We start from the raw sequence: 6,544 nt of genomic DNA, 5'->3' as shown, positions 1-6,544 counted from the left end.
TATCGCTCGTATTTTTTCTTTTGAAGAAAGTTTAGCCATTAAAAAGTGCACCTCCGATTGTTAGACTGTGTCTAACAATCGGGGTGCACTTCATTAAGGATTCGGCTTTTTTATTGTTAAGATATTTAGAATTTACTTTTAGACAATGCGTTTAATATAGGATTTATGATTTTACTTAATAAACGGAATCCGTTAAATGTAGATTTTATAATATTCATATTATCGTCCCCCTAAACTAAATAAATCATATCAACTTCATACCAAGGTGGTAAACATTGTATTTTCATAAATTAAAATGAAAAAGAAGCTTCTTTTTCAAAGTGAATGATGGTGTTTCAACTAGTTATAGACTGAATAATCAGATATTTTTTTATCAATAAATAGTAATTGTCATGATATACGCTTTGATAGGATGTTTTGTTATAATATTTAGATAATAATCTTAGAAAAGGGGGATTTACATGGAGACAAAAATTTCTACTACTAGCAAGGGGTATGAGCTATTAGAAGAATGGTATCATGAAATGCTTGCTCAGCATATAGAGAAGGCAAGTATTTTAAAAATTGAAGCAGATAATATATTTAATAATGTTAAAGAAAATACAGATTCTTTTATTTATTACTCCCTGTTAAGATTTAGGTATCAAATGTTAAAGGGGAATTTTGAAAAAGGGCTAGAAGGGTTAGAATACATAAAAGGTATGCCAGATGGTTTACTAAAATATTACTATCACTTCTTTAAATTTATTTATACAACAGAAGTTGGAGACTACAATAGTGCAGAAAAACATCTTGAATCTGCAAGTGATTTATTAGATATGATGTCCGATGAAAAAGAAAAAGCAGAGTACAATTATCGTGTTGCGCTATATAAATATTATATTTCACAACCTACTTTAGCTATTAATTATGCCACAAAGGCTCTCGATTATTTTTCAAGCCATGAAGGCTATGAGACTAAAAAGGGAGCGTGTGAAAATACATTAGGTATGGCTTGTATTACTTTAGAACAATTTGAATTAGCAGAGGAATATCTAATTTCTGCTCTAAATATGTTTCAAAAACTTGATGAACAATCACTAGTTTTAAAAGTTCGTAGTAATTTAGGAGTACTGTATGCCGAACAAAACTTATCAGATTCAGCTATACGTCATTTAGAAGAAGTATATAAAGCGTGTCAACATACAAAATTGCATTATCAAAGAAGGGTAATATTCCTATTAGCTCGGGAACATATTAAATTAAAACAGCATAATGATGCAACTTTTTATATTAAAGAGGGCTTGAAGGATTGTAATCAAGAATATAGTTATCACTTAAATATTTTGGAGTGTATAAATAATAATGGATCTATAGAGAAGTTGGAAGAAATTGTGAATGAATCACTTTCGTATTTTAAAGAACAAAAATTGTGGAAAGACATTCAAATTTATACCGAACTATTAGCAGGTAAATGGTATAATGTGGGTGCAAAGGATAAGGCGTGTGAGTATTATCACTCAAGCCATGAAGCGAGAACTTTATTAAAAGAAAAGGGGCGTTTAAAATGAAAAAGATTAAAATTACATTAATGGGTTTAATCGGTATTGCAGTATTATCGTTTGGTTTAAATAGTCCTAGTATTGAAAAAAGTGCAGCACCTACACTGAAACAAGAAAATATTATTTCATATTCAGAACATGGTACAGGAATCTAATAAATAAAAAATTACCCCCATCAGTTATTAAAGAAATAAATAATTATTAAGCAGTAAAATGAAGAAGGCAAGATGATGACAACATCTTGCTTTATTAAATTATGAAAGATTATTAAACTGTAACGAATTTTTTAGAGGATATCTTAAATAGGAAAGAACAGATGAAAAAATGAAACAAGCTTAAGCTACTTAGGTTTGTTTCATTTTGTGGGGCACCCACAAACCCACCCACAAACCCACAAAAATAAAAAAAGTGATGAATCCTAATGAAACATCACTTTTTTAAAACCTTAATAAATCAACGTTTGCAGTTTAGTTTAAAACACGATGAATCCAGAGGATATATTCCGCACACAAGTTCACAAATGGGAACGCAATTAATATATGTTTCTATATTAAGAGCCTCAAACCCTCGACGCACAACGTGTTGAGGGTTATTTATTTTGTGGGTCAAACACTTTTATTTGAAAGAAGAGTAATTCATCCACAAAACATTCACAAATGCTACTTCGATACCAAGGTCATTATCATAGTTCTGATTTTGCTCTATGATTATTTCCTTCCCACCATCCACGTAAATACCATCAGCTGAATACTCATTATAACTAGTATTATTGAAAGATGAATTGTAATGAATGATATTGTTACGAATAATTCCGTTCCGCGCTTGATCTAAAGCTGCTACTGGAGATATGCTTTCATGTCCAATAAGAACAATTCCGATGTTGTTATCATGCACTTTGTTATTGGTAACTTCAAAAGAATCTACATTCCCATTCACAGCAATTGCTTCACTTAGTCCTAATTTCAAATTTGTTACTTCGTTATTATTAATGACAATATGATTTAAATTATTTTGTGTATTGGATAAAGTACCATATACAGCAATACCGTGTGCGTTTCCATTCTTTACATTCGTTTCAATGTGATGGATATATTTATTTCTAATATCAATGTAACTTCCTGCTCCGGTGATATAAATACCAATAGGGGTTTCATTAACATTAGTTGATATTAAATTGCGAAATTCTAATCCTTTTACTTAAATATAATTTTTATCTTCTATTATAAATAAACCATCATCCTCTAACTTGACTGTAGAACCATCGATAATGACCTTTTCATCCTGCTAATTTTGAAAAGTAATTGGTGCTCCTGAGGCTCCAGAATGAGCAACATGTACCTTTTGATTATAAACTCCGCCTCTTATGTAGACTATGCTTCCTTCTTTGGCGACGTTAGCAGCTTTTTGAATGGTAGCAAAAGGTTGATCTAATGTGCCTGGATTGCTGTCGTCTCCTGTTAGAGATACATAGTAATTTGTTCCAGGATTTGCATTGTTATTGGATTGTGCAAAGGTTGGTGCTGGAATGGTGAAAATTAACATACTTAAAGAAAGTATTAAGATAAAACAAGATTTTTTAATGATGGAAATATTGCTTGAAATTTCATCATTATCCTCCTCCTTTTTATAAGCATTCCTTCTCAACTATATAGTTAAAACTGACGATTTATATCTTGTATTTATAAAAATATTTACTTGAAATGCGGGGGAGAGCGTTAAGGTAGACAGTTCATAATTACATTTATGAGGTAAACATAGCTATTGTATCTAAATTCGTATAATAACTACTGTAAATGGTGTTGAATTGCTTTTGTGACCATAGAGTTTTAACATCCTCATGAGATTTCCTTACCTAATAATGGTGAAAATGATTTGAATTTATCGTAGAATAATTGGTATAAACATATACAGTATATATAGGTATCTAAATGATATTTTCTAATGATGTAAATAAATCTAGTTAAAAAAGAGATTTTATAGGAACGTGATTAAACCTGTAACCACTCGTCTTTACAAATACAAATTTATAAAAGAAAAAAACTGAATCAAACGTTAATTTGATTCAGTTTTTTTACTTATGGTTTCTGGATATAGGATTGTATTAAATACCTTAATCTTGTCAAGGTATTTAAATACTCTTAAATAACATAGTTTGGACTTCCGTTGACCTCTTTTCTAGTATTACTAATTTCTTTAAGACCAATTACGTTATTTATAAATTTTCCTAGAGTAAAACAATTCTTTAACAAGTTCTTAAAGGTCTTATAACATCAAATCATTTTTCGATTATCCTCTCACATAAATGTTAAAATATATGAGTTTTTACATTTTTAAGCTGCTCATCATTTTTTCACTAGAAGATATTTTTTTTGATTTCATTAAAATTGATTGTTTGATATGTATTGCATACATTTCATTATTTATAAACAGTTGATTCGTACTATTAGACATAAACTGATTCAAAACTATCTGATCTGGATGGCCATATTTGTTTCCAAATCCACAAGAAAGCACCCAAGTAGCTGGGCATGGACATTTCTGTCTTTTAGTATCGAGAATTTTAAATAAATTTAAATCCCAATTGTTTTTTGAACCGTGGTGGGGTACTGAAATAATAGAAAGATCATGTAATTTATAATCAAAGAAATTGATGATTTGATCTAAATCTTTTTTGATATCAATGTCTCCAAAGAGCAAGGTACCAGTATAACAACTGTCATTAAAATCTGTATAACTATTACTTTCCCTAAAAGACTTAAAAGCATTTATACTATCTAAACTTTTTTTATTCATTCTTTTAGAGTTTTTAGGTGATATTTCGGAATATTTTCTTTTTTTTATTAGGGAAATATCTGTAATAGCATCCGTGTAATTAATGGGCATATGATTTAGTATAACTGAAGTATTATTAATATTTTTTATGTTTTTGCTGGTCTTCATTTTTTTAATCATTTCGTTATAATACTTATTTATTTTACTAGCTTTTTTATTTGCTAGTAAATTTAATAATTCTTGTTTAATAAAAAGCCTTTTTCCATCGACTGTTGCACATGTTGATAGTGTTTTCAAAACACCAGGTGTAGAGTCATAATTAAAAAATAAGAACTCCCAAATAGTACCTATTTTAACGGAACCTCTTTTTTTTATTTTTATCTGTACTCTTTTTGAAGTATGATTTAAATTTTCTATCTTTTTAATTTCTTCTTTAGCATCACTGTCTGGTAAATTATCAAAAGCCTTTAACAAATTATAATTATCTATATTTAAATTTTCACTATCAGGCATTTCAATAATATTATCATTTAAAATTGGATTCTGATTAGATAGATAATCTCTATCTAAAAGTATTATTTGTTCTACATTAAACCGAGAAAAATATTCAATGGGATCTTTTACAAGATTTCGGTAACCTTTACTTGCTTTATTATATTTAGCAATTAATCTAAGTCTTTCAATAGGGTATAAGTATGGTATTACAACAGTATGTATATGAAAGTTTTTCAATAATTCAGCTACTCCATTTACATGATCCTTATCAAAATGAGATAGAACTAACATATTTAGATTGCCTTTTATATCAGGTTTTAAGGAAAAATCATTTTTATATTCATTAATAGCAGTGTTAATTATTTTTTCTCCATTATCAGAACCGCAGTCGTATACAAAACTAAAATTCTCTATTTGTCCAGTGTAGAACATTCCTTGACCTATATTTCTAAATTCGAATTTACTAGATATCTTTTTATTCATTTCACATCAATTCCTTTTCATATGATAAATAATTGCTGCAAATTCTAAATTTGATAAAAAAATTAAACTTCTTTATTTTATAATATCAATTTTTATCTAGTTTTTGTTAAAAAATTCAAATGAATAGCTATTTTTAAATGTATTAGAGAAATACAAAAATTACTTTTAACTTTTGTGTATTTTAAATTGTTATGATATGTGTGAATGAATATCCAGGAGAGTATTAATTACGGATAAAGGGCTAATGTATTTGCATGAGCTTTTTATTATGAATAAGGATAGAAAGATTAAACTAGTAATCGATATTTAATATATATTTTAGTGTCACAAAATAAATAGAAGTAAGAGATTATTTGTTGTATTTTAGGATGCATTAGAAATTAATTTCATCCGTCATCATACAATGAAGGATTTTAAGGTTCTGGTGCAAAAACGATAGGGAAATTGCAATAAATTTATAAATCTTGGACATACTAATACTACTAATCTAAAGAGGGTATGTGATTGGTATGGAAAAGGAAAATATATTCAAATGGAAGCATTATCATGATGATATTATTTTGCAAACAGTAAGATGGTACCTACGGTACAACTCGAGCTTTCGTGATTTGGTGGAAATGATGGAAGAACGGGGTATAATCGTTGCTCATACAACGATTATGCGCTGGGTTCATCAGTATGGTCCTGAATTAGAAAAAAGGATCCGTCGTTATCTCAGGCGAACCAATGACTCTTGGAGAGTCAATGAAACATATATCAAAGTAAAAAGTCAATGGATGTACCTGTATCGTGCTGTCGATTCGACAGGAAATACCATCGATTTTTACCTAAGCGAAGCGAGAAGCCACAAGGCTGCAAAGCGTTTTTTTTTAGCTTTGCAGTCATTTCATGTTTCACGGCCTCGCGTGATAACCATCGATAAGAATCTCGCCTATCCTGTAGCAATTGAAGAGTTGAAGAATGAAAAAAGATGCCTGTAGGCATCCAAATAAGGCGAGTGAAATATCTTAATAACATCGTGGAACAGGATTATCGATACGAGTGCGTTCGATGCTAGGATTCAAATCATTCCGTACAGCCACTTACATACTTAGTGGCATAGAAGTGATGCATATGATGAAAAAGAAGTAACTTCATCAAGGGGGGATTTTGCTAAAAATCAGAAAAATTCCATTGATAAATTGTTTGGTATCGCATCATAATCTGTAATTTAGTAGGAAATTCAGGTCCTACTTTTTTATAATTTATTGTTG

General features: G+C 29.5%; 3 protein-coding genes and 2 pseudogenes. 3 read left to right on the top strand and 2 right to left on the bottom strand.

All coding sequences use genetic code 11. From position 1 onward, the window contains the following. Positions 1-461: 461 nt before the first annotated feature. On the top strand, positions 462-1,550 hold the full coding sequence (locus ABH955_RS20695) for a response regulator aspartate phosphatase (RefSeq protein ID WP_098588750.1): 1,089 nt from the start codon (positions 462-464) through the stop codon (positions 1,548-1,550). After that, positions 1,547-1,696, top strand: coding sequence for a Phr family secreted Rap phosphatase inhibitor (locus ABH955_RS20690; protein ID WP_000721300.1), 150 nt, complete (start codon positions 1,547-1,549; stop codon positions 1,694-1,696). Before ABH955_RS20695 ends, ABH955_RS20690 begins: the two co-directional genes overlap by 4 nt. 502 nt (positions 1,697-2,198) lie before the next feature. Here ABH955_RS20690 and ABH955_RS20685 read toward each other — a convergent pair. Together ABH955_RS20685 and ABH955_RS20680 are read right to left on the bottom strand one after the other, a co-directional pair. Then, a pseudogene (locus tag ABH955_RS20685) lies at positions 2,199-3,148 on the bottom strand (right-handed parallel beta-helix repeat-containing protein); the annotation flags it as partial. A 715-nt stretch (positions 3,149-3,863) separates the two neighbouring features. Then, the gene (locus ABH955_RS20680) at positions 3,864-5,291 is read right to left on the bottom strand and encodes a ComEC/Rec2 family competence protein (protein WP_404491610.1); all 1,428 of its coding nucleotides are present in this window, start codon (positions 5,289-5,291) and stop codon (positions 3,864-3,866) included. A 509-nt stretch (positions 5,292-5,800) separates the two neighbouring features. On the opposite strand from ABH955_RS20680, the pseudogene ABH955_RS20675 reads away from it, so the two are divergent. Then, positions 5,801-6,493 (top strand): annotated as a pseudogene (locus ABH955_RS20675) (IS6 family transposase). Positions 6,494-6,544: the final 51 nt, after the last annotated feature.

Source organism: Bacillus sp. RC240 (assembly GCF_044907945.1).
GTDB lineage: Bacteria > Bacillota > Bacilli > Bacillales > Bacillaceae_G > Bacillus_A > Bacillus_A mycoides.
This window is presented reverse-complemented; position numbering and strand designations above follow the sequence as displayed.

Bases quoted from the DNA above. Each gene is read 5' to 3' on its own strand.
- ABH955_RS20690 (WP_000721300.1), top strand. From the start codon at position 1,547: ATGAAAAAGATTAAAATTACATTAATGGGTTTAATCGGTATTGCAGTA.
- ABH955_RS20695 (WP_098588750.1), top strand. From the start codon at position 462: ATGGAGACAAAAATTTCTACTACTAGCAAGGGGTATGAGCTATTAGAA.
- ABH955_RS20680 (WP_404491610.1), bottom strand. From the start codon at position 5,291: ATGAATAAAAAGATATCTAGTAAATTCGAATTTAGAAATATAGGTCAA.